29 protein-coding genes are annotated in these 21358 nt (G+C 62.6%); 10 read left to right on the top strand and 19 right to left on the bottom strand.

All coding sequences use genetic code 11. From position 1 onward, the window contains the following. Both EP376_RS21255 and EP376_RS21260 read right to left on the bottom strand, forming a co-directional pair. Positions 1 to 1303: phage terminase large subunit family protein (locus EP376_RS21255; RefSeq protein ID WP_206074819.1), on the bottom strand; the 1303-nt coding region annotated here is incomplete at its 3' end. After that, positions 1251 to 1811 carry a hypothetical protein gene (locus tag EP376_RS21260; protein ID WP_127657527.1) on the bottom strand — a complete coding sequence of 187 codons (561 nt, stop codon included), beginning with the start codon at positions 1809 to 1811 and terminating at the stop codon, positions 1251 to 1253. The genes EP376_RS21255 and EP376_RS21260, both read right to left, overlap by 53 nt. A 111-nt stretch (positions 1812 to 1922) precedes the next feature. Here EP376_RS21260 and EP376_RS21265 point away from each other — a divergent pair, with 111 nt between their 5' ends. From EP376_RS21265 to EP376_RS21275, 3 genes are all read left to right on the top strand, one after another. Next, positions 1923 to 2192: a hypothetical protein gene (locus EP376_RS21265; protein ID WP_127657528.1), complete on the top strand. Its 270-nt coding sequence runs from the start codon at positions 1923 to 1925 to the stop codon at positions 2190 to 2192. Between the two features lie 5 nt (positions 2193 to 2197). Continuing rightward, positions 2198 to 2386 (top strand): hypothetical protein, encoded by a 189-nt coding sequence (locus EP376_RS21270; RefSeq protein WP_127657529.1) that lies wholly within the window; start codon positions 2198 to 2200, stop codon positions 2384 to 2386. Positions 2387 to 2476: 90 nt separating this feature from the next. After that, positions 2477 to 2998, top strand: a complete 522-nt coding sequence (locus EP376_RS21275) for a DUF3489 domain-containing protein (protein ID WP_127657530.1) — start codon at positions 2477 to 2479, stop codon at positions 2996 to 2998. Between the two features lie 53 nt (positions 2999 to 3051). Here EP376_RS21275 and EP376_RS21280 read toward each other — a convergent pair whose 3' ends face one another. From EP376_RS21280 to EP376_RS21345, 14 genes are all read right to left on the bottom strand, one after another. After that, positions 3052 to 3276, bottom strand: coding sequence for a DUF7220 family protein (locus EP376_RS21280; RefSeq protein WP_127657531.1), 225 nt, complete (start codon positions 3274 to 3276; stop codon positions 3052 to 3054). Continuing rightward, positions 3273 to 4532: a site-specific DNA-methyltransferase gene (locus EP376_RS21285; RefSeq protein WP_127657532.1), complete on the bottom strand. Its 1260-nt coding sequence runs from the start codon at positions 4530 to 4532 to the stop codon at positions 3273 to 3275. The genes EP376_RS21280 and EP376_RS21285 overlap by 4 nt, the downstream gene beginning before the upstream one ends. Positions 4533 to 4940: 408 nt before the next feature. Next, positions 4941 to 5321: a DUF6362 family protein gene (locus tag EP376_RS21290; protein ID WP_127657533.1), complete on the bottom strand. Its 381-nt coding sequence runs from the start codon at positions 5319 to 5321 to the stop codon at positions 4941 to 4943. Then, positions 5314 to 5511 carry a hypothetical protein gene (locus tag EP376_RS21295; RefSeq protein ID WP_127657534.1) on the bottom strand — a complete coding sequence of 66 codons (198 nt, stop codon included), beginning with the start codon at positions 5509 to 5511 and terminating at the stop codon, positions 5314 to 5316. The genes EP376_RS21290 and EP376_RS21295 overlap by 8 nt, the downstream gene beginning before the upstream one ends. Next, complete coding sequence (locus EP376_RS21300; protein WP_127657535.1) at positions 5508 to 5993, bottom strand: hypothetical protein; 486 nt, start codon at positions 5991 to 5993, stop codon at positions 5508 to 5510. Before EP376_RS21300 ends, EP376_RS21295 begins: the two co-directional genes overlap by 4 nt. 384 nt (positions 5994 to 6377) lie before the next feature. Next, positions 6378 to 8648 carry a PriCT-2 domain-containing protein gene (locus tag EP376_RS21305; RefSeq protein WP_127657536.1) on the bottom strand — a complete coding sequence of 757 codons (2271 nt, stop codon included), beginning with the start codon at positions 8646 to 8648 and terminating at the stop codon, positions 6378 to 6380. Further along, entirely contained in the window at positions 8648 to 8872 is a 225-nt protein-coding gene (locus EP376_RS21310; RefSeq protein ID WP_127657537.1) for a DUF6511 domain-containing protein, read from the bottom strand. The genes EP376_RS21305 and EP376_RS21310 overlap by 1 nt, the downstream gene beginning before the upstream one ends. Next, positions 8869 to 10608 carry a DEAD/DEAH box helicase gene (locus EP376_RS21315; RefSeq protein WP_127657538.1) on the bottom strand — a complete coding sequence of 580 codons (1740 nt, stop codon included), beginning with the start codon at positions 10606 to 10608 and terminating at the stop codon, positions 8869 to 8871. The genes EP376_RS21310 and EP376_RS21315 overlap by 4 nt, the downstream gene beginning before the upstream one ends. Further along, the gene (locus tag EP376_RS21320; RefSeq protein WP_127657539.1) at positions 10602 to 11546 is read right to left on the bottom strand and encodes a PD-(D/E)XK nuclease family protein; all 945 of its coding nucleotides are present in this window, start codon (positions 11544 to 11546) and stop codon (positions 10602 to 10604) included. The genes EP376_RS21315 and EP376_RS21320 overlap by 7 nt, the downstream gene beginning before the upstream one ends. Next, positions 11546 to 11908 (bottom strand): hypothetical protein, encoded by a 363-nt coding sequence (locus EP376_RS21325; protein ID WP_203331093.1) that lies wholly within the window; start codon positions 11906 to 11908, stop codon positions 11546 to 11548. Before EP376_RS21325 ends, EP376_RS21320 begins: the two co-directional genes overlap by 1 nt. Before the next feature lie 64 nt (positions 11909 to 11972). Continuing rightward, positions 11973 to 12470: a DUF669 domain-containing protein gene (locus EP376_RS21330; protein ID WP_127657540.1), complete on the bottom strand. Its 498-nt coding sequence runs from the start codon at positions 12468 to 12470 to the stop codon at positions 11973 to 11975. An 18-nt stretch (positions 12471 to 12488) separates the two neighbouring features. Further along, positions 12489 to 13235, bottom strand: a complete 747-nt coding sequence (locus tag EP376_RS21335) for an ATP-binding protein (RefSeq protein WP_127657541.1) — start codon at positions 13233 to 13235, stop codon at positions 12489 to 12491. Beyond that, on the bottom strand, positions 13235 to 13720 hold the full coding sequence (locus tag EP376_RS21340) for a hypothetical protein (RefSeq protein WP_127657542.1): 486 nt from the start codon (positions 13718 to 13720) through the stop codon (positions 13235 to 13237). The genes EP376_RS21335 and EP376_RS21340 overlap by 1 nt, the downstream gene beginning before the upstream one ends. A gap of 10 nt (positions 13721 to 13730) precedes the next feature. Next, on the bottom strand, positions 13731 to 13940 hold the full coding sequence (locus EP376_RS21345; protein WP_036175309.1) for a helix-turn-helix transcriptional regulator: 210 nt from the start codon (positions 13938 to 13940) through the stop codon (positions 13731 to 13733). 160 nt (positions 13941 to 14100) lie between these two features. Between EP376_RS21345 and EP376_RS21350 the strand changes: the two genes are divergently transcribed. Further along, a complete protein-coding gene (locus EP376_RS21350; protein ID WP_127657543.1) occupies positions 14101 to 14724 on the top strand; it encodes a DUF6088 family protein in 624 nt (207 codons plus the stop codon). Beyond that, a complete protein-coding gene (locus EP376_RS21355) occupies positions 14721 to 15758 on the top strand; it encodes a nucleotidyl transferase AbiEii/AbiGii toxin family protein (RefSeq protein WP_127657544.1) in 1038 nt (345 codons plus the stop codon). Before EP376_RS21350 ends, EP376_RS21355 begins: the two co-directional genes overlap by 4 nt. Here EP376_RS21355 and EP376_RS21360 read toward each other — a convergent pair. The 3 genes from EP376_RS21360 to EP376_RS21370 are packed head-to-tail and all read right to left on the bottom strand — an operon-like array spanning position 15745 to position 18146. Beyond that, on the bottom strand, positions 15745 to 16731 hold the full coding sequence (locus EP376_RS21360; RefSeq protein WP_127657545.1) for a hypothetical protein: 987 nt from the start codon (positions 16729 to 16731) through the stop codon (positions 15745 to 15747). The genes EP376_RS21355 and EP376_RS21360 overlap by 14 nt on opposite strands. Continuing rightward, positions 16706 to 17893: a hypothetical protein gene (locus EP376_RS21365; RefSeq protein WP_127657546.1), complete on the bottom strand. Its 1188-nt coding sequence runs from the start codon at positions 17891 to 17893 to the stop codon at positions 16706 to 16708. Before EP376_RS21365 ends, EP376_RS21360 begins: the two co-directional genes overlap by 26 nt. Before the next feature lie 13 nt (positions 17894 to 17906). Next, positions 17907 to 18146, bottom strand: a complete 240-nt coding sequence (locus EP376_RS21370) for a DUF2188 domain-containing protein (protein WP_101341895.1) — start codon at positions 18144 to 18146, stop codon at positions 17907 to 17909. Positions 18147 to 18283: 137 nt separating this feature from the next. Between EP376_RS21370 and EP376_RS21375 the strand changes: the two genes are divergently transcribed. From EP376_RS21375 to EP376_RS21395, 5 genes are all read left to right on the top strand, one after another. Next, on the top strand, positions 18284 to 18604 hold the full coding sequence (locus tag EP376_RS21375; protein WP_111432103.1) for a helix-turn-helix domain-containing protein: 321 nt from the start codon (positions 18284 to 18286) through the stop codon (positions 18602 to 18604). After that, positions 18604 to 19536, top strand: a complete 933-nt coding sequence (locus tag EP376_RS21380) for an ImmA/IrrE family metallo-endopeptidase (protein WP_127657547.1) — start codon at positions 18604 to 18606, stop codon at positions 19534 to 19536. The genes EP376_RS21375 and EP376_RS21380 overlap by 1 nt, the downstream gene beginning before the upstream one ends. 164 nt (positions 19537 to 19700) lie before the next feature. Next, positions 19701 to 19949: a hypothetical protein gene (locus EP376_RS21385; protein ID WP_127657548.1), complete on the top strand. Its 249-nt coding sequence runs from the start codon at positions 19701 to 19703 to the stop codon at positions 19947 to 19949. Next, positions 19933 to 20430: a DUF2924 domain-containing protein gene (locus EP376_RS21390; protein ID WP_127657549.1), complete on the top strand. Its 498-nt coding sequence runs from the start codon at positions 19933 to 19935 to the stop codon at positions 20428 to 20430. Before EP376_RS21385 ends, EP376_RS21390 begins: the two co-directional genes overlap by 17 nt. Before the next feature lie 2 nt (positions 20431 to 20432). Then, the coding region (locus tag EP376_RS21395) for a recombinase family protein (RefSeq protein WP_164745029.1) at positions 20433 to 21358 on the top strand (926 nt) is incomplete at its 3' end.

A 21358-nucleotide genomic window follows, 5' to 3' on the forward strand; every position in this document is an offset into this window, starting at 1 on the left:
CGCCCCAAGCCTCATGCCGGTCGGGTCCGCCCTCAATCATGATGTGATCGACGAGCCAGCTTTCGAGCCCTCGGCCCCAGGCCCAAACGTCGACCTCGATCCGGTCCTTCTGCACGTCAGCCCCGGCGGTCAGGAACCGCCCGCCCGCTGGGACAGTGCCCGGCTTCCAGTGTTCTCGCTGATCATAGAGCCGCTGCCAGTCCGGAGCTTCGCCGGTTTCAACCCAGGTCTCGCCAAGGATCGTGTTCCGGAAGGCCTTGATTGCTTCGTCCGATCCCTGTGCCGCGTCCCACGCCCGCACCATCCGCTCCCAGCTCAGCCAGCCGATGGGCGAATAGAGCGCCGAAAGGTGATAGCCCACGGTGTTGGGATCCGCTGCCGTCGCAGTCGCTCGCCATTCGCCAGCTTCCAGCATGGCCGTCTTGTGGTGTTCAGCAATGGGCGTTTCGCAGCCCTCGCAATGATATTCCGCCGTTTCCGGCTGTCCCTTCTGCCAGCGCAGCCGGTCGAATTTCAGCCACTGCATCGTGCCGCAGTGCGGACAGGGCACGAAGAACCGGCGCTGGTCACTGGCCTCGTAGTCCCGTTCGATCCGGCTCATCCCCCGTATGGTCGGCGTCGAAACCAGGAACACCTTGCGCCGGTGCGCGAAGGTCAGCGAGCGCGCTTCCGCCAAAGTCACCGGATCGCCTTCCTCATCTGCCGATGCCGGATAGGCATCGACCTCATCGAGAAAGATGTAGCGCGCCGGAGTCGAGCGCAAGCCCACGGCCGAGTTCGCCCCGGTCATGATCAGGATGCCGCCCGCGAATTCCTTGGACAACATCGTATTGCCCGCGTCGCGCGAGCGCGCCGGTTTGACACGCTCCCGCAGCTCCGGGCTTTCGTCGATCAGCGGGTCGATCCGCTGCCTTGAGTTCCGTTTCGCCAGTTCCACCGTCGGCTGCACCGCGAGCATCGGGCCCGGCGCCTGATGGATCGCAAAGCCGATCCAGTTGTTCCCAGCTTCCGTCGCACCGACCTGCGCCGCCTTCATGAACACGATCCGCTGTGTCGGATCCCCCGGCGACAAGCGGTCCATGATCTCGCCCATGTAGGGCGTGCGCGCGGTGCGATACCGGCCCGGTTCGGCTGACGCGCGACCAGACAACATCCGGTGCCGATCCGCCCATTGCGAGACCGTCAGGTCTGGGTCCGGCGTGAGGCCTTCGCTCCAAGCGCGCATGATTTCCGTCGCGCCCTCGAAATCATCATCTGAGATCTGGTTTGATCTCTGCGAGATCGTCGAGTTGGGCACGAACATGTTTCTCCAGGACCTTTTGCATCGCGGCAGGCACAACGCCCAGATCGGCCGCCATCAGTGCCGCCGCACGCGCGGGCCAGTTTACCCAGACGTCACGCTCCTGCCGCGCTAGCCGAAACACCAGCGACAGCGCACGCGACCGGTCAATCAGCTCGCCTTTCAGCTTTTGTAGCCGCAGGCGGCGCTCCTGCGCCTTCAGCACTTCATTGGCCGTCTTGGCCTGCAGGAATGTGGTGCTGCTGCCGACCGGCGGTGCTGCAAGCCCCTGTTCGCGCAGCGTTTCGCCCACGGCGGATACCGCCGCCTCCGGGACGGGCTTGAGCTTCGGCTTCGGCGCCTTGCGCTTTTTCGACGGATCGGTCGCTTGCGCGCGCAGTGCATCGCTGGCCACCGCGTCGATGCTGCCATCGGCATGCAACACCAGCCGTCCCGTGGCCTTGGCCTTCTGGATGGCTCCGCGTGAGAGGCCGACGCGGGCGGCGTATTGGCGCTCGCTCAGGCCCTCCATGACGCGCTCCGATTATCATTCAAAATCATGTGCTTATGTAGTTGATATGCCTCCGCGCCAGAGCGAACGTGGTCTCACGAAAACGATGCAACTCACCACGGAGCCGCCACGATGACCCGCCTGAACCCGCAGACAACGCCCCGCCACGAGCTTCGCGCCGAGAAGGCACGCCGCAACAAGGAGGCGGCTTTGAATGCCTTCATCGGCAAGAAGGCTGAGATCGACGAGATGCTCGTCCGGCTACAAGGCCTCAGCGACGGGCATTTCAACTGCCATCCCGACGAGATCGGCTGGGCCACGGTTGGCAGCCTCGAGCACTACGCCAGCCTTTTGAAGCGCATCACCGACAGCGCCTTTGGCGAAGGCGAATACGCGGAGTGAGCCCGATGACCAGCACCGTTGCAGAACGCTACAACCGCGAGGTCAACCGCCTCATGCCGCACATGGGCAGCGACCTGCAGGTCGACCCGACCATCAACACCGCGAGCGAGATCGACGAGATCGTCTTTCGCCGCAGCGAATATCTCGGCGGCATGGCGGCCGTCCTCCTTGCCCTGATCGCACGCAACGACTGAGCCATCGCGCGCCGGTCCCGGCCCGCCCAAGCGGCGGGCTCGCCTCGGTAGAAGCCACGCATTCCGCGCGGCTCAAACCCAGAGGCAAACATGACAAAACTCACAGACACCCAAGCCATCATTCTCAGCGCGGCATCCCAACGCGACGGCCATATTGCCCTGCCGCTGCCCGACAGCCTGCGGGGCGGTGCCGCTGCCAAGGTGGTCGGCGCGATGCTCGCCAAAGGCTTCCTCGAAGAGGTCGAGGCAGACATGCGAAACGGCGAACCCATCTGGCGCAAAACCGGCGACGGGCATGGCGTCACGCTGATCGCCACCGACGCAGGCCTCGCCGCCATCGGCATTGAGACTGACAGAGCGGAGACCACTCCGGCCGAGGATGCTGCGCACAAACCGCGCGCACCACGCGAGGGCACCAAGCAGGCCACCCTCATCGCCATGTTGCGCGCACCAGACGGCGCGAACATTGCGGAAATCATGGCCGCAACCGGATGGCAGTCACACACCGTGCGGGGCGCAATGTCCGGCGCGCTCAAGAAAAAGCTCGGGCTCGAAGTGACCTCTGAGAAGGTCGAGGATCGGGGCCGCGTTTACAAGCTGCCCGCCGCCTGAGACATCCAAGTCCAAAAGGTAGTTGGCCGCCGTCCCACTGGGGCGGCGGTTTTTCATTTGGCACTTCGTATTCGGATTGCTTCGAACACCCGCCGCAGGCCGAAGGGCCGCGCGATGCTCACAACGGTGAAGATCGCGCCCATCTTAAGGTTCTGTGCCAACGTCGTGTGCAGCCCAAAGATCGGGAAGATCAGGATCTGCGTGACGACCGCGACGCCGTAGCCGACAATCACGTTAGCGAGGGACTCCACCAAAGACATGGTCCGGCTTTGCTTCACGCTGCGGCCCTCTCTTCTCTGATCTCATCGAAACGGCGACCGTCGTTTTCCATTACGGCCGCTTGGCCGGTGAATTGCTGCCACCGCTGCACGGCGACATCGACATAGGCCGGGTTCAGTTCGATCCCGAGGCAGACGCGGCCCGTGGTTTCCGCCGCGATCAGCGTAGTGCCCGATCCCATGAAGGGCTCGTAGACGGCTTGACCCGGGCTTGAATTGTTCAGGATCGGCCGGCGCATGCATTCGACGGGTTTCTGGGTCCCGTGCACAGTTTCAGCATCCTGATCCTTGTTCGCGATCTGCCAGAGCGTCGTCTGTTTGCGGTCGCCGGCCCAATGACCCTTGCCGGTCTTCTTCACGGCATAGAGGCAAGGCTCGTGCTGCCAGTGATAATCGCCGCGGCTCAGGACCAGGCGATCCTTGGCCCAGATGATCTGGGACCGGATGTTGAAGCCGGACGCCTCAAGGCTCTCGGCAACCGTCGTCGCATGCAGCGCGCCATGCCAGACATAGGCCACATCGCCCGGGAATAGCGCCCAGGCCTCGCGCCAATCCGCACGGTCGTCATTCAGCACCTTACCGGTGCGCTTGGTGGCCGCGGCACCGGCCTTGTTGCGCCAGCCGGGATCGTACTCCACGCCATAAGGTGGATCCGTCACCATCAGCAGCGGTGTCACATCGCCAAGCAGACGCTCGACGTCCGTGGCCACCGTCGCGTTCCCGCAGAGCAACCGATGCTTGCCCAGCACCCAGAGATCGCCGGCACGGCTGATTGGGTTCTCGGGAGTGTCTGGTACCTCGTCCTCGTCTTCGCGGGACGCCGTTTCGGGGTCGACCTCTCCGGCCAACAAAGCCTCGAGTTCCGCATCATCGAAACCGATGAGCGACAGGTCGTAGTCCTCGGCCAGCAGTTCGTTCAGCTCGGACGAGAGCAGCGCCTCGTCCCAGGTCCCGAGTTCCGTCAGCTTGTTGTCCGCGATCCGATACGCCCGTCGTTGCGCCTCGGTCAGATGCCCCAGCACGATCACGGGCGCCTCGATCAGCCCCAGCTGCGTGGCGGCCAGCACCCGGCCATGGCCCGCGATCAACTCACCATCGTCGGCGACGAGGCACGGTACGGTCCAGCCGAACTCCGCCATGCTGGCAGCGATCTTCGCGACCTGGTCCGCGCCATGCGTTTTCGCGTTCTTCGCGTAGGGTTGGAGCTTGGCCAGCGGCCAGGTCTCGATCGCGTCCGGGGCAAAGCTCAGGGTCAAGCGGTACGGTTCGCCTCCATCGGGTGGACTCCGGACGCCGGCGGCCAGCCTGGACGCCACGAGGGGTCCAGCGGCCGCCGAGCGTGTCCAGTGCGAAAGGTTTGTTTTGTCGTGGTGTTCAGCGGTTCGCGGGTGGATGCCTACGAGGGGTGGCTTCCCAAAAAACGTGCCCTGTCGCTAGCGATATTGCGCGCTTCGCCCGCCCGTATACGTTTCGGGCCAGGAAGGACCCGCAAAGTCAGTGGGTTAGCCGATTGGACCCCAGCTGGACTCCGGCTTCAGCAGGGATATCCACCACGAAAAACGGGGAGAGCCGTCTTCCAACGCACTCTCCCCATCATGCCCTACGGGTAGCACGGAAATGTTGCATGTGTCGAACACAAAAGTGTTGCAACATATTGGAGTCGCTCAGACATTCAGCCTCGACGCGATCTTGGTCAAGGCCAGCTTGTGCTTGCGCCATGCCGTTGTGCGGTCGACGCCCAGCTCGCCGCTGATCTGCTTCCACGGCACGCGGGCGGCGCGAGACCAGATCAGCTTGCGCTCCTCCTCCTCGATCCAGAGCACCCAGTCGAAGGTCTGCTCGAGTCGGGTGATGGCGGCGGCCGACGGCCAGACCCGCATCGGCTGCGGATCCATCGCCGCGATCTCTCGCGCTGACCGCACGATGTCTGGCCATGCGTTGAAATACCCGCGCGCCTTGACTGGCGGCAGCTTGCGCAGCGTGCGAAACGCTTCCTCGAAATGGTCGGCGACATCGTCGGCAGTCCATGTCTTCTTCTCACCCATGGCGCACCTCCCCAGCGGGGCGTGGTCCATAAAGCTTGGTGCCCAGCTGTTCGACGAGTTCGCGTTCTGGCCAGGTCAAGCGATGGTCATCGACTGAGACCGCCAGCACGCCTTGCTCGCGCCAGCCGTCACGCTTGACCTCTTCGGGTGAACGGCGCTGGCCGCCGTAGCCTTTGGGGAAGTAATTCATGCCACACCTCCCTGCGTCTCGATCGCCCAATGCAGAATCGCGATGGCATCTGCCTCGTTGTCATCTGCAGGACTGAACCCTCGCGCCTTGGCCGCAGCGATCATGGCAGCTTTGTTGGCGTTGCCCTTGCCAGTGGCGTGGCGCTTGATTGTGCCGACCGGTACACCCTCGTAGGGAATGCCTCGCAGCTCTGCCCAGCTGGTCAAGGACGCCATAAGCCCGCCATAGACATGTGCTGCGTCGGTCCCGGCGTGACGACGCACCTCTTCAAACCAGATCGTGCCGACGGGGCCGCTCAGCCGATCCAGTTCGGTGAGCCAGTTGGTGAAGCGCAGATAGCGCATGCCACCACCATCGTAGCGGCCGGGTTTGAACGACGCTGTACCTGCGGTGACCAGGCCGTCAAAGCCACGAAGCGCCCAGCCCGTGGTAGTACCAATATCGAGCGCCAGGATGGGGCGCAGCATTTGTGATTGGGTCATGACGACCTCCTCTTCGATGTGCTGGACGCGGCGAGCGGGCTGGCCGGTGAAGGCTGCGGGCTCGCCAGGCCCCGAAGGGTGGTCTGGTCATGTCAGGTGCTGGGCGCATGATCCGCCCGACACTTCTTTCAGTTTCTTCAGGCGGGCAGCTTGAAGTAAGTCAAGCCCTAAGCCTCTGGTTTCTATAGGTAATATACCTTCTTTCAATATTTCAATTATTTCATGGGGTGTGTCATCCTATTTCCAGCCGCGCGCGCGAGAACACATACATACAAGGCTCCTCTTGAAAGATTGAAAGAAGTGAAGGAAGGCAAAACCGTTCATGTTTTCAGATGCTTACCCCCAAACTTCCTTCAATTGGAGAAAGCCCGCATTTGAAAGAAGCTAGCCAGATAGCCGATACACCATGGCCCGGCGCCCCCCGGTGTCCCGCATGCCGGTGGTGATGTCGCCGCTTTCGATCAGCGTCAGCAGGATCTCGTCCCGGTCGCGCGCCTTCAGCCATTGGGAGGCTCGGGTGATCTCTGACTTTGTGATCCCTTTGGCACCGGCCGCGCGGATGATCTCTTTCAGCCGCTTCAGGTGAGCCTCCGTTTCGGTATCGGCCACATGCCGATCAATGGCTTCCATGGTTCTGGCAGCGAACTGCCGCACGAAACCTATGGCCCATTCCGCCGCGCTGAGATCGATCATGGGCTGTGAAGGATCGCGACCGACGGCGACGATGAGCGCCAGCTTGAGGGAGTTCTCACCGATCCGGGCAAGGACCGCGGTGAACGCCGTGCCCCGCGCTGCCCGCAATTCCTCCGTCAGCGTGCCACTCAACTCCTTGAAACGGGCTTTGGCCTCATCCGACATTGGCACCGTGATCGGGTTCACCGCCGTCGCTTGGCCCGGGGTCATTCCGGTGAGATTGCCGCTTTGTAGACCACCCCCGGCTGCCAAGGTTTTGAGCCCGTGGATCAACGCGGAGGGTGTTTGCCGAATACCCGCCGCGAGGTTTTCGTCAGGGTAATCCTCGTCGCTGGGCAGGATGAGAAACCGTGCGAGCGATCCATCCACGACATTCGCACCCTGCAGCGCCCCCCAGAAATGCAGGGGTGTCGTCGTGCCATAGACGCAGAGACAGGGCTGATTGATGTCGCGCCGGTCATTTGAGCCGTCCCGGTTGGCGTATTCGGCCCCCAGGAAGACCCCGCCAGCCGACGTGTAGAGCTCGGTCATGTTGTCGAGGATCTCGGTGATGTGGCGCGGGCTTCGCTTGCGGTCGGCGGCGGCCGACAGGAACATACCGAACTCGTCGATCTGAAACAGGATCGCGGGCTGGCGGTGTAGCGCCGTCAGGAGGCCTGCCCCCGAGGCGATCTTGTTGCCCCCGAGGTGATGGGCGAGCCCGGCTTCAAAGAACACCTCATTGATGATTTCCCGCGCGTGGTTCTTGCCCGACCCGCTATCGGCGATGCCGACGATATAGAGGTTTGAGCGCAGATTGCTTTCGGTCCGGTAGTTCCGTCCCATGAGCGCGCCGATGGCACAGAGACTTGCGCCGAGTGACAGAAGCGGCTGCGGCCGCCGTGCGGTCGACAGCATGTAGGCGGTCAGATCCCCGACCAGCCCGTCCGGCATGTGTAGCGTGTAGGCGGCGTCATTGTCCGTTTCCGCGTCGGGCTCAGATGGGCTGCCCAACTGTGACAACAGCCCTGCAGCGGGGTGCGTTTCCGCGCAGTCCATGGAACCATCGAGGCGCAGAGATGCATCTGGCTTCCAGCCGCGTTCCAGAGCGAGATGGTAGATCGTCCCCGCGCCGATCCGGTCCGGTTTGAAGCTTGTCCAGGCTTTGAGCGTGGTCGCCGGTACGTCCTTTGCGGCCTGTGCCGACCATTGCGCGAAGACATCCTGGCCATCATCGCCAAGCGCGCCTTTGAGCGCCATGCCGATCCGCATCCAACTGTCGTAATCAAGCTCGGCGTTCGGCAGCCATTCGAGAGCCGCTTGAATGGCCGGCATGGTGCCTGTCTGGCTGTGCCCGGTCAGCTGGGGCTGTGGTGACGAGGTCGTCACAAGCCCGCGCTGGACAAGACCTTCTGGCAGCATCACCTGAGCCGCCTCCAAAAATGCCAACGCCGCATCGGCCGTGATAGCCGGGAGGTCGGCGATATCGAGGTCAGCCAAGCCTTCCTCGGGCCAAGCATAGGGTGCGCCTGTGTCGGGATGGGTGGCGTAGGCCAGAAACTGTTGTCCGAGACAGAGCACCTCGAGCGGATGGCGTTTGATGCCACGAAACGGCTCTGCCGCGCGATAGACCAGCAAACGCTTGGGGGCGCGCCCGATGCGCAGCGCCGGTGTGTCGCCAAGGCGATCGCGCGCCAGCTTCTCGATCTTCAACGCGAGCTCAGCATTTTCAGCAATGTCGATGTCGATGGCGGCAACCGCGCCACCGACGAGCCCGACGCCGCAATTGGGCCAGGCAGACCAAGTCGCGACTTCGACCTCGGTCGTCGGGCGCGCGGCATGGCGGTTCCACTCCGGGTAATCCACCCAAGCGCCACGCTGGAAACGGCCGGGTTTCTTGGTGCCGGGCGCAATGGGCAGGATGGCGTAGCCATTGGTGACAAGCCGCGCACCGTAGCGCGCCATGTGGGAGGAGCTCTGCATCAAAACGGTACCTCCGGCACCATACCGTCGAGCCGGGTGCGATCCCGTGCAGCTAGTTCGCGCAGATGGTCGCAATACCCAGTGACCACGACATCAATGAACTGATCCCATTCGGTCGCGCTCAAGGTCGCGAGATCGGATTTGCCGATGCTCTCCAGAAAGGCACCGCCTTCCTGGCCGCCAACGGTCATCGCCTCGGTCTCGTTGGGTGTGGGATCGATCATGCCCTTCCTCCCATGGCAGATGTCCTGGCACGTCCGGCTACAGAGGGGCTTGCGGCTTTGGTCTCGCCGCGGGTCCGAGACGGGGAAGACGGGGTCGAACCAACCAAGCCCGCGAGGTTGCCGGTGGCAGATGGCGCAGAGGCCGTTGTGGAATGCGTGCATGGGTCAAACCTGTAACCGGTGATCTCGAAATAGCGGCCCGACGGACGGACCGAGATGTGGCTGGGACGTGCCAAGCTGCGGGATAGCGTCAGGGCCTCGTTCACACTGCGCGGCCCAGGCTGACCGGGCGCACGCTTGCGCCACCAGTCTTCTGCCTTTCGCCGCGCGTAGCCCTGATGCTCAAAGCAGATCCACTCCTGATAGGTCGTGAGGCCGCAGCGATAGGTCACTTTCAGCGAGGGCCGACCGCCCCGCTTGTCATGACGGCTGTAGGACACGTTGCTCACGGCGACCCATTTCGGTGCCTTGGGCGATAGGACGGGCAAAGTGGCTGCGGTCGGCGCGATCTTCACCTCACGCGGCGGGAACACATAACCGCAATCCGGGCATTCCGCCGCCGAGAGTGCGACGATGCTATCGCAGTCCGGGCAGACCTTGGTCGGCGCCTCGCCCCCGCTACCGTCGCCGGGGCGCTTGGGCCGAACGAGGTCGATTGGCCCGTGGCGACGGACATTGCCGGCGAAGTCCAGCACCAGGCAGTTCTCCTTGCCCGGCGCGAGGCGGGTGCCGCGCCCGACCATCTGCACATAGAGCCCGGCCGATTGCGTGGGACGCAGGAGCGCGATCAGGTCGACGCCCGGCGCGTTGAAGCCGGTGGTTAACACGCCCATCGAGGCCAGCGACCGGATTTCGCCGCGCTTGAAGGCGGCAAGGATCGCATCGCGCTCGTCCTTCGGCGTGTCGCCAAAGATCGTGCGGCAGCTGATGCCCTGGCGACCGAATTCCTCCGCCACATGGCGCGCATGCTCGACGCCCGAACAGAAGGCCAGCCAGGATTTCCGATCGCGGCCATGCTCGATGATCTCGGTCACGGCCGCGCGGGTGATGGCGTCTTGATCGACCGCCGCCGCCAGATCGCGCGCAATGAAATCGCCAGCGCGGGTGCCCACCTTCGAAACGACGAGCCGGGTGGTGGGCTGTTTCGAGACCAGAGGGCTCAGATACCCCGCATCGATCAGCACGCGGACCGGGGCTTCATAGGCGATGTCGGTGAAGAGCGCGTTCTGCCCCTCGTGCAGCATCCCGCAGTCGAGCCGAAACGGCGTGGCGGTCAGGCCGATCACTTTCAGCGCCGGGTTGATCGCCTTCAGTGCGTCGAGGAAGCGCCGATACATCGTGCTCGATTTGCCGGGGATCAGATGTGCCTCGTCGATCAGCACCAGATCGGTGTGGCCGATCTCGGCCGCGCGGCGGTGGATCGACTGGATGCCCGCGAAGAGGATCCGCGCATGCGCCTCACGCTTGCCGAGGCCCGCCGAATAGATCCCAGCCGGAGCATCGGGCCAGAGGCCGATCATCTCGGCATGGTTCTGTGCTATCAACTCGCGCACATGGGTCACGATCAGGATGCGCTGATTGGGCCAGGCCTTCAGCACACCTTCGATGAAGGACGCCATGACGAGCGATTTGCCGCCCGCGGTCGGGATGACGACCAGCGGATTGCCGGTGTGGGTCTGGAAATAGCCGTAGATCGCTGTGATCGCGGCTTCTTGATAAGGGCGCAGGGTCAGCATGGCGCAGCCTCCAGGGAACGGGCGTCATTGGTCCAGGTCGAGCCATCAGCCATGCGGTAGGTGACGACATCGTCGCCCGCATCGGTGATCTCGCCCGGGATGAGGTCGGGGATGAAGAGGTGGCGGCCGCAGGCCGCGCGTTGCTCGGAAGGCGCCAGCATCCGGTCGTGTCGCGCGCAGTGCCAACCGCCATCAACTGGCGTCGCATGCAGGCAGGACCGGCAGGTCACCGAAGCGCCACCGCCGTCATGGCAGGCCGCATGGTGATCGCAGAACCGGCATTCGAACCAGGCCGGGTCCTCGCTGATCCGCGCGGGCGGATGCTGGGCGAAGATGATGCGCCCGGCCTTTTCCAGCAGGCGCTCGGCCATGGCGCGGTCCGCCTCGATGCGCTCGACATGCAGCGCGTCGGTGTCCTTGCAGACCGCGACGTAGAGGGCGCGCGTGATGCCGGTCAGGTGCATGTAGATCTGCATCTGCGCGGCGTGCTGAGGCTTGGCCAGAACGACACCCTTTGCGGTCAACTCGTTGAAGCTCTTGACCGAGTGGGTCTTGAATTCCAGCACATGCCAGGTCTTCGGCGCCTCCAGGAGCCCAAGGGCCACTCCGTCGAGAGAGCCGCCAAAATGCCCGCCATGGGCCTCGATCCGGAACTGGCGGCCGGTCTCGGGATCGACCTCGAGCACGGTCGCCCCGGTGGCACGCAGGTTGCGCACGAGCCGATCCTCCTCCAACTGCCCAGTCTCGAAGAGGCGCAGCAGGCGGCCGGAATGGCGCGCGGGCGTGATCCAGCGGAAATCGTACCAGAGCGCCCGAGCGCAGGATTTGCCGATGATCGACGCCCCGAGGTGGTCGCGGAAACCATCACCCTGGCGAGACTCGTAATCGGCATAGATCGCCGTCAGCGTCGGCGTGGGGGCTTCGGGAAGTTCTGCCATCACAGACCCTCCCGTTCGGCTCTCGCCTGGGCCTCGGCCAGAATGCCATCCCAGGTCTCGGGATCATGGCGTTCGCGCAGGATGCCGATCAGCGCGTCCTTGAGCTTTTCGCGGCGACGGCGGCCGGTTCCTTGGGCGAGCTGTTCTGCCCGCTCTCGGCACAGGTGGCGCAGGGCCGTGCGGGCCCGGTGGAACCAGTCCGGATCGATCGGCTTCTGGCCGCGCTGGCGGGCCAGATCGGCTGTCGCGATCTGCGTGCGGATCTTGGCAATGGCATCGTCGAGCTCGATCAGCCGCCGCTGGTCTTCAGGCAAGCCGGGGCTGGTCGCAGCCACAGGGGCCGCGTTGGTCATGTCAGTCATGGGAATTTCCTCAGATGGGGTTGCGCGCTGCCCCGTCAGTCAGGGCGCAGGGCAGCGCGAAGGCTCAGCCCTTCTTGTTCCAGGGCGCGGAGGCCATTTTCGCAGGCGGCGTGGAGGCGCTCCCTCCGGTGGGCGGAGTTGCAGCTTGCAGGGCCGCCGCTCCTGGCTCGGGCAGCAGGTAGCGAATGCCGTTGCTCTCGCCGTAACCGTTCTTGGGCGGTTTGAGTGTCACCTGAATGGTCATCGGGATGAGATGCAACTCCTCGCTGTCACTGACCTGCATCTTGCCGGTGGCGTGACAGATCGCCGAAAGCGTCCGCTGCGCGATTTCGACCGTGGTTGGGTTCGGGTTCACCAGGTTCAGCTGGTCAAAGATCTTCCGACCCTTGTGTTCGCCCTCCAGGATATCGAGCATCAGCCACAGGAATTGACCCATGCCATTGCGTGTTACGCGCATCTCGCTTTCGACGATCTGGGCGCGGTACTTGCCTGCGGGAAGAACCTCGTATGCGGTGGTGGGCTCGACGCCGGTCGCGTCGAAGGACGTATCGAAACGTGCCATGGTATTGTCCTTTCTGGATCATTCAGGCTGCGGCATGGCTGCGAGGAACTCCGACCACGAAAGCGGCAGGGTGTCCGGCAGGCCGTAACGGTTCTTGGCGAGGAAGGCGGGGCGCTCTTCGGTGTGCATGACGCGCGCACCGGACCCGAGCGCCCGGGTCACCTTCTTGTTGAAGCCGACATCGGATTTCGCGACCGAGATCTGATAGTTGGCGAAGAGCACAACATCCGAATGTTCCTGCAGCAGCGCCGAAGCGCGGGTCTGCAGCTTGATCACATAGCGGTCGTAGGGCTCGTGCTCGGGGCTGTCGAAACGCTTGATGTCGGTATGGGCGATCTGGATGACCACCATGCCCTTGCGGTCGCGCAGCGCGTTGAGCCGGTCGAGATATTCGCGCCAGATGGTCAGCGCCTCGGCATAGCCCTTGCCAAAGCCCGGCGTCTCGATCGAGGCCCAGCCATTGCGTTTGCAGGCCTCGGCCCAGATCAGCGGCTCCAGCCAGTCGACGCTGTCGACGACGACGGTGCCATAGTCGTGGTCCTCATCCAGCAAGGCGTCGAGCGCCTCGACCACCTCTGCATAGCCCGTCGCCAACGGAAAATGCGGGACCTGCAGCTTGCCCAGACCATCTTCGGTCATGAGGAAGACAGGCCGGTCCGCATCGGCCGCGAAGGTAGACTTGCCGACCCCGGCAACGCCGTGGATCAGGATGCGCGGCGGCTGAAGCACCGATGCTGTGCGCAGGGAAGCGAGCGAAATGGCCATCAGCGCACCTCCTCTTTCAGCACCAGGCGAAACTTGGGTTTGCCAGTGCGGACCGTGCGCGCGGGCTCGAAGCCCTTGCGCCAGCTCTCCGGGAGCGCGGCGTATTTGCGTTCCGACACCTTCAACGTGGTCTCGATGAACTCGGCAGGGTTTTCGCCCGATGCGGCAATGGTTTCGGCCAGTTTTGCCAGCGCGCGCTGATCCCAATCGATGCGTTTTGGCAGGTCAGCGATCACGGTGACACTGCCATCGCTGATGCGTACCGTGCCGGTGTCTTTGCCAACTTCGCGACGGCACTCCGTTGCCCGGTCGGTGTATTTCAGCGCGATCGCGCCATCGAGCCAGTCGGACACCGACTTGGCCTGCTGGAGGTCTTGCTGTGCCGCCTCCTGCAGCAGCACCAGTTGGTCTGCGGGAAGCGCGGCGATCTCGCCGATGGGCATGGCGGGAATATCCGCGAGTGTAATGTTGTTAGGGATGGTCATTGCAGCCCCCTTACGCCGACATCGGGCGATGAGGTTCGCCGTCTGCGCCGCGGATCTGCTCAGCCTCAAATGCCTCGACATCTTCGAGGCGGTAGATCACGCGGCCGCCGAGCTTGATGAATTTCGGGCCTTCGCCCGTCCACCGCCAACGCTCCAGCGTCCGGTGCGAGATGTTCCAGCGAGCCGCCAGCTCGATCTGGGAAAGGTGCCTTGTCGCCATGTGAACCTCCTTGGGGATTGTGCGAACTGTTGCGGGACCAACATGGCGGAGGGCGTGGGAGGCGCTGGGGAGGGAAAAAGGAGGCGTTCGAGGAGGAATTGATTTCGTCAGAAAAATACCTTATGTTTCTGACAAAGAAAGGCCTGCTAGGATCGCTCAGATGACTGGTATTTCGGATAGAATCATGAAGCGCCTTCGCTCGAAGGGTCGCGGGAAGTGGGTTTGCACACCAAAGGACTTCCTCGACCTCGGTAGCCGTGCAGCTATCGATCAGGCGTTGTCGCGACTAGCAAAGAGTGGTGATCTGCGTCGTGTCGGCCGAGGGCTTTACGATCTTCCTCGTACAAGCGGCGTCCTAAAGCGGCCTGCACCGGTCGATATGGACAAGGCGGTTGCAGCCCTCGCGCGGCGCGACAGTGTTCGCATCATGCTCGACGGTATCGCCGCAGCGAACCAGCTGGGACTGACAAATGCGGTACCTGCGAAGACAAGCTATGTGACGGACGGTGCGACGCGGGACGTGAAGATCGGCAACCGAACCGTTCGCCTGCGGCATGCAGGACCGAGCGTGATGGCATGGGCCGGAAAATCTTCAGCGCCTGTGGCGCAGGCGTTGCGCTGGCTCGGACCGCAGGCAGCTTCGGACGTACGGGTTGCGACCACGCTCAAGCGGAAACTTCCGGATGCCGTGAAGAAGGATCTCGTCCGCAACAGCGGCAGCCTACCGAGCTGGGCCGCCCCCATCGCGTATAGTCTAGTCGAGCCGCAGATCGCTGCGCGATGAGCGAGAGCTATGCGCGGTTCCTCGCGCTTTCGGATCAGGACAGAAAAGACGTGTTCGAGGCGGCGGCAGAACGTCTCGACACGTTGCCGAGCTACGTTGAGAAGGACTTCTGGGTCTGCTTAGTGCTCGACGCGCTCTACAACCGCTTGCCGGACGGTCACCCGCAACTCCTGTTCAAGGGCGGCACGGCGCTGTCCAAGGCATATGGGCTCATCCGCCGCTTTTCCGAAGACATCGACCTCGTAGTCTATCGAGAGGACTTGGGTTTCGGAGCCGATCGAGACCCCACGAGTCATGAGTACATCTCTGGAAAGAAGCGCAAAGCGCTGTTCGACGAACTGAAAGATGCCTGTGGTACCTACATCCGCGGCGATCTCGCTGCGGCTCTGGGTCCGCTCCTCGACGAGCGGTGCCGGATCGTTCCCGATGATGAGGACGGTGATCAACAGACACTGCTGATCGAATACCCCACACTCTACCCGAGCGCCGATCTTCCCTACGTCTTGCCGCGCGTGAAACTCGAAGCGGGTGCGCGATCAGCACTCGACCCTAACGCCATGGCCAGCGTGACCCCGTACATCGCAGAAGATCTCGCTAAAGGCTGGTCATTCAAGGTCGACAACATCCATGTCGTTTCCCCATGTCGCACCTACCTGGAAAAACTTCTGATCCTACACGGCGCATTCTGCGGACATCGCGATGAAGCTCGAGTGCCTGCGGACAAGGACAGGATATCGCGCCACTATTACGATGTCGCGATGATCACGGGCACAGATGTCGGCGAGGCTGCCTTGGCAGACGAGGCGCTGCTGACGGCGGTCCGGGAGCACAACCTTATTGCGTTCAAACAGGCGTGGAAGAAGTTCGATGAGGCCGTTCCCGGGTCGCTGTGCGTTGTACCACCCGACGAACTGCGCGGGGCGATCGAGACAGATTATGAGGCCATGCAGGGCATGATGCTTGGCGACGCACCGCCCTTCGATTGGGTTATGGGGCAACTTCAAATCGCCGAGGACACGATCAATCGGCGTTAGCGGTGTTCGCATCCAGAAGCTCTCTAATGCGAAGCCGGCTGGACCCGCCAGACGCATCGATCAGATCGCGCCAGTCCTCGTGATCCTTGAAGATGTCTCTCATGCGGCTCGACGAATTGAACTCAAGATCGGCGAACATGACCTCTGTGCTGACGCTTTCCACGCCGTCTTCCCAGGCATTGAAGAGGTATTCGACGATCTGGCGCCGCTTGTCGCCGCCGAACCTGAACTCCCGGTCGCCCACCCAGACATGGCGGAACCCAGCCGCGTGACGCACGGGATCCGCCGCACGGGAAGCCGCGCCGGACTTCAATTGCGCGGCGAGGTAGGTGGGCTCAATGACGAGTCCAGTGCTATGATCCACGAGATCATCCAGCGCGATAAACTGGTGCCGTGACAACTCGGCTTCGGGGAGAACGTGGGTAGCTGACGTAGTCACCACGACCCTGAAATCCCTGGGAGGGCGGCCACTAAGATGAGCGCAGACCTGGCGCCAGACATCCCGATCGTTCAGCCTCCGCGCGAACCAGACCGGGACCCGGCCTCCGCGTCCAGGCAATCGAACACCACCCAACTCCCACAGGATGCCCGAAATGCGTTCAGCCGGCCGCGCCTTTACCGGTAGATCAAGCCGAGCCGCAAACCGCTGAAGAAAGGCCAGAGCGTCGATCCGATAGACCTGGAGACGCCTCTCATCGACGTTTACCCATCCCGCCGCAGGACTGAAGTAACCGTAGGCATGATGCTCGGGCGACCATTCGAGGCTCACAGGTTCATCGTCGTGGTCGGTCAGCGATGTAGCGGCCGGAACGGGCCCTTCCGGCACCAGGAGACCAGTGCCGATCAGAGGCGCGGCGCTGGCGGCATGATAGTCGCTCAGGATGGCGCCGGCGATCCGCGCCTCCTCTGTCTCGACGATGTTGACGAAAAGCCTCGCGGCTCGCTCGTCAATCTTCGACAACGACCGGGTCATCGACCAGAATTCCCCAGCGGCGCAGGTACTTCTCCCCGATCACCTGCTCTTCCTCGGTCTGATCCTTGAGGTTACAGCCGTGCGGCATGGTGATCGTCAGCGGCAGCGTGCGGCCGCGACGAGCGCCCGGTTTCCGATGGAACTTGATCGCCAGCTTCGCCTGCGTTGCCACCCAGCCGCCGGTGAGCGGGTTGCCAGGGCCAAGCCGAGCCTCCGCCATCATCCAGATGTTGCGGTCAGCCTTGCTGAGAGATTCCAGAGTAACGCGTTCCCCGACGGCGTCGATCGGCATCAGTCTCATCTGGCGAACCTCAACCCGCTCGATCCCGTCCTCGACATCGGTCGGGAAGGAATGCGGCGCCAAGAGCACCCCGAGATCGTAGTGCCTCATCGGCACCTTCTCGTCCCTGAACTCCACGCCGAGAAGGTCCCGCGCGAGAAACTGCGCCATCTCGGACCGGCTTTCGCGATCGCCGGCGACGACCTCGATCACCCCGGTCGTAGGCTCATAGGTCATGGCAGCCTCAAAGACGGGCCGGTAAGGCTGCCGCACCAGCTCTCCATCATCATCAAAGGCGAAGTGATCGTCCGGCAAGCCCTCCCGATAGACCGTGATCTGCACGAGCTCGCAGTCGTCGCCGTCGAAGGTGGGCCGAACACGCGCAAAGATGTCGACATGGACGTTCTTCGACGCAAACCTCTGTCGAAGTGCCGCCTTGAATGCATCCAAGGCATGCGCGTCGCGACTGACGTCCAGGTTCGCGTCGGAGATGAAGCCATCCCAGCTCCGCCCGCGACGGCGCTCATCGGTGAAGCGAACCTCCTCGGCATGCCGGAACCGGTCACGGTCGTGGAGGAAAAGCCACAGCGACCGGGCGTGGCCATTCTCGAGTTCGTCGAGAACTTCGCGATCCTCGGCGACGCTGTAGAGCGCCGTCTGGCCGGCATTGTCGGCCATCGCGCCGACACGCTCGCCATCGTTGATGATGCGGCCCCGAGCTTCGTCGTCCATTTCGTCGACGGCCTGAAGCAAGGGCTTCACGACCTCCGGTTCGGACGCGTCCCAATCCACCGGCGTCGGCAACACGATCCCGGTCTTTGTGAAATAGTCCCGCAACCAGGCAGGAGGGGTGTTGCGGATGAAGTTCGTCACCGACGCCATGCCCTACACCTCCTCAGCCCTTGATGTTGCGGGGATCGTTGCCATGCGAGTCCGACTGCGCGATCCGCCCATCACGGTTGTGGATCTTCAGCTCGGTCTCGGCATTGCGGCTGATTTCGCGGGCGCGCTGAACCGCCTCCTGCTTGGTGTCGAAGTGCCCGCTGGAACGCGATGCTCCGCCACGACGGACATCCCATCCACCGTCCGCGTTCGGCACGACGTGATGCGTGCCCGGTTTCTTGCCTTCAGCCATTCCGGCCTCCTTGTCTGGTTTCCGCGTGAATCAAAGTTCGGACTAGCGAACCTGCGCAGAAGATAGGGATTGCGCGTATGGCGTGTCAAGGACTAGATGTATTGTAAAAACGAACCACCGATGGAGAGGAGTTCACCGTGCCAACACCGCTTGGGGAGCGCGTTCGCGAGCTGCGAAGAAAGCGCGGCCTCACCCTGGAGGGACTCGCCGAGCGGGTCGGATCCAGCAAGAGCTACATGTGGGAGATAGAGAACAAGGAGGTTGCGCGACCCTCGGCCGAAAAGCTGGCCCTGATCGCTACCGCGCTCGGCACCACCGTCGAGTTCTTGCTGGTTGGCGATGGAGAACAGGAGGAGGAGAATGCTGAAGACGTTGCCTTCTTCCGAAAATACAAAAAGCTCGACGCTCCAGTGAAAGAGCGCCTGCGCAAGATGCTGGATATCCTGGACGACGACTGATGACGGACGGAAAGCGCAAATCTCCGCAGAAAGAGGCTAATCGGCTCTCGAACCTCCTTCGCCAGGTTCTCGGAGAGGACCGTTTTCCGGTCGACGTCGAAGCTCTCGCCCGCGAGGTGTCGCGGAACAACGAGGACCCAATCGGCAAGATCGGCGGTGGGGAACTGCCGGGCGTCGAGGGGATGCTCCGACCGCATCGAAGGCGCCCGGAATGGCACATCGTCTACAACGACGACCCGCGCTATCGCGGCCGTGGTCGGTTCACCATCGCCCATGAATTCGGTCACTATCAGCTCCACAGACCGCTGCTGTCGAGCAAGGATTACGCTACGGGTAGCCTCATGCGTGATTGCGACTTCCAATGCAAACCTCTGAGGCCTGGTGCCTGGCAGGAGGCGGAGAGACAGCGTGAAGAGGAAGCCGACACATTCGCGTCCTACCTTCTGATGCCGCTCGATGATTATAGAGCACAGCTGAACGGCGATGAGATGAGTGTTGGCCTGCTGAATCATGTCACGCATCGCTATGGTGTGTCGCTCATAGCCGCCTGCCGTAAGTGGATCGATTTCACGGAAAACCGAGCAGCTATGATTGTGGCGCGCGACGGATTCGCGAAATGGGGACGTGCGAGTAAGTCGGCTCTGAAAAGCGGGATCTTCGTTCGGTCAGGCATGCCAATCCCGGACAATGCGCTCGTTACAAATGGTGATTGGGGAAGCGGCTTCGTATCAGAAACCCCCGTTCAGCGTCCTGATGGGATCTGGAACTTCAGCGGTGGATCTGAACCAGTACGAGAATTAGCGATGGTATCCGAGTTTCTCGATATGTCGCTGACCATCCTACAGTTTGACGATGCTATCGATGGCCGCGAATTTGACACCGAGCCTGTTGCAGACTGCGTCGACCAATTCATGAGCGGTTCCCGGCGCTGATTCGCTGCCGACCCGGTCACGACAACCAATGACCTGGCAAAGCGCATACGCAGATTTGCGCGGCTCTTCGCACAGGTCGAAGAATTCCACAAATTATTGATTTACTTGTTTTTTCCTGATTTCGCGATACCATTCGGGCATCATCTTAATCGCGAAAAGTCGCCATGTCGTCCAATCCAGAAGGTTCGATCTCCGGGCCCAATCCCCTGTGCCCTGAGCGCATGTCGCCTGAGGCGCGCCTCGAAGAAATCGGCCACATCCTCGCTGCCGGCTTGGTTCGTGTTCTGGCCGAGAAGTCCAGCTTTTTATCTGCCGAAACCGGAGACCGTTTCGTGGACTTACCGCCTCGAAAGAGCGGTGGTCGTCGCAGGAAACGTATCCGCATCGGAGGAATTGATGAAGCATCACAATAAGATAACACCGCCCACACCGGGCCAGGATGCCAGCCTGGATCAAACGGTACTGTCGCGTCTGGCCGCGTTGAAGGCCAAGTCCGTCAAGGAATTGAAAGCCGAATGGGAAACCCTGATGGGCAGCTCCGCGCCCAACAACAGCCGCGCATTTCTGGAAGGCAGGCTCGCCTATCGAATTCAGGAACTGACCTATGGCGGGCCTGATCGTGAAACCCGACGCATGCTCGACCTGCTCGCCGACGAGGTCGAAGGGATCGCGCGCCGCAAGCAACAGATCACGGATCCTCGCAATCCCGTCGAGGGCACACAGCTCATCCGCGAATGGAACGGCGTGGAGCATACGGTGACCGTGTTGAAGGACGGGTTCGACTGGGAGGGCCGCAAATACAAGTCGCTCTCCGGCGTTGCTCGCGAGATCACTGGCACGCGCTGGAACGGTTACCGCTTCTTCGGCCTGCAAACCCGTTCGCGGGAGGTTTGAACATGGACAGTAAAATGCGTCCGAACCGCCGCTTGCGCTGCGCGATCTACACCCGCAAGTCCACCGAAGAAGGGCTCGACATGGAGTTCAACAGCCTCGATGCGCAACGCGAGGCCTGCGAGGCCTACATCGCCAGTCAGCGCTCCGAAGGCTGGGCCTGCCTGCGCGAGCGCTACGACGACGGCGGGTTTTCTGGTGGCACGCTGGACCGCCCGGCGTTGAAACAGCTGATCGCCGATGTCGAAGACGGCCTCGTTGACGTGATCGTGGTCTACAAGATCGACCGCCTCAGCCGCGCCCTGATGGATTTTTCGAAGTTGGTCGAGCTTTTCGACCGGCATGGCGTCACTTTCGTGTCGGTGACCCAGTCCTTCAATACGACAACATCGATGGGACGGCTCACACTGAACATCCTGCTCAGCTTCGCGCAGTTCGAGCGTGAGGTCACAGCCGAGCGGATCCGAGACAAGGTTGCCGCGAGCCGGAAGAAGGGCATGTGGATGGGCGGCTACGTCCCCCTCGGGTACGATGTCGCCGACCGCAAGCTCATCGTGAACGAGAACGAGGCCGCGCAAGTTCGGCGGATATTTGAGCGCTTTGTCGAACTTGGGTCCGCCACCATGCTGGCACGGGAGCTCCGACGCGAAGGAGCCCGCAACAAGCAGGGGACGCTGATCGACAAGGGCTATCTCTACCGGCTGCTCAAGAACCGTGTTTATCGCGGCGAGGCGGTCCACAAGGGCACTGCATATCCCGGCGAACATGATGCCATCATCGACGAGGCCCTCTGGGACCGCGCCCACGCCATCCTGCAGGAGAGTCCCCGTAAACGGGCCAACAACACCCGCGCGCAGACACCGGCGCTGCTCAAAGGGCTGATATTTTCAGAAACCGGCGCGGCCATGACCCCCACCACTACGAAGAAGGG

This window comes from Alexandriicola marinus, from assembly GCF_004000435.1.
Classification (GTDB): domain Bacteria; phylum Pseudomonadota; class Alphaproteobacteria; order Rhodobacterales; family Rhodobacteraceae; genus Alexandriicola; species Alexandriicola marinus.